The sequence below is a fragment of the Vibrio sp. 1402 genome, assembly GCF_033340275.1.
The window spans coordinates 1-1087 of sequence record NZ_JAWOWE010000087.1 but is presented as its reverse complement, the minus strand read 5'-3'; the positions used below and the strand labels follow the sequence as shown (position 1 = coordinate 1087).

Annotated in this window: 2 protein-coding genes; one reads left to right on the top strand and one right to left on the bottom strand. The window is 46.2% G+C overall.

All coding sequences use genetic code 11. The features are described 5' to 3' along the window. Positions 1-225 (bottom strand): TetR/AcrR family transcriptional regulator (locus tag R7044_RS24305; protein WP_225455885.1); only part of this gene is annotated, 225 nt, incomplete at its 3' end. Positions 226-394: 169 nt separating this feature from the next. On the opposite strand from R7044_RS24305, the gene R7044_RS24300 reads away from it, so the two are divergent. Beyond that, positions 395-1087, top strand: a 693-nt coding sequence (locus tag R7044_RS24300; protein ID WP_225455884.1) for a UvrD-helicase domain-containing protein, incomplete at its 3' end; no start/stop codon positions are given.

The window sequence follows — 1087 nt, the reverse complement described above, 5'->3', positions numbered from 1 at the left end:
AACGCCCGCTTGCACTGCAGAAGCAATGCGTTTGGCTACGTTAAGACGCACTTCTTCCAATAGATGTTCTTTGTCTGAGAAATAGCGATAAATCGTCCCGGCGGCGACACCAGCTTCGTTGGCCAGCTTTTGCATAGAAAGCCCTTGAAAGCCAGACTCTGCAATTAACTGCTCCGCAGCGGCAAGTATTTGATCGCGTTTATCTACAGCAGGGTTGTCCGTCATAATCCTACTACCAGTGAATGAACGTTCATTCATTATAGCTTAAAGTCTGGTCTACTATGCAACAGAATGTTGCACCAATCGGGGTAAAATTTACGAGAAAATCACCGTAGCATTCAAAGAGCCACCCCTTTATCATAGGCGCCACATTTGTCACCCGCAGAGAATTTGTATGAAGCTGAACCCTAGACAAGATGAAGCCGTAAAATACGTGTCTGGTCCATGCCTAGTGCTTGCCGGCGCAGGCTCAGGTAAAACGCGCGTAATTACTAATAAAATTGCTTACTTGGTTCAGCAATGTGGCTACAAAGCAAGAAACATCGCGGCCGTGACCTTTACCAACAAAGCCGCGCGCGAAATGAAAGAGCGTGTTGGTCAAACCTTGGGTAAAGCCGAGTCGAAAGGTTTGATGGTTTCTACTTTCCATACCTTGGGTTTGAATATCATCAAACGTGAGTACAAGCAGCTTGGGTTAAAAGCGGGCTTTTCGTTGTTTGATGATCAAGACCAGATGGCGCTGTTGAAAGAGTTGACGGAAAAGCAACTCGACGGTGATAAAGACCTACTCAAACAACTATTGAGTACGATCTCCAACTGGAAAAACGACATGTTGACGCCAGAGCAAGCCAAAGCGATGGCGAAAGGCGAGCAACAACAGCTGTTCGCTTTTTGTTTTGAGATGTACCAGAAGCAGATGAAGGCGTACAACGCGCTCGATTTTGATGACCTGATCCTGCTGCCAGTATTGCTGCTGCGTAATAATGAAGACGTGCGTCAGCGTTGGCAAAATCGCATCCGCTATCTATTGGTTGATGAATACCAAGATACCAACACCAGTCAGTATGAACTGGTCAAATTGATTGTG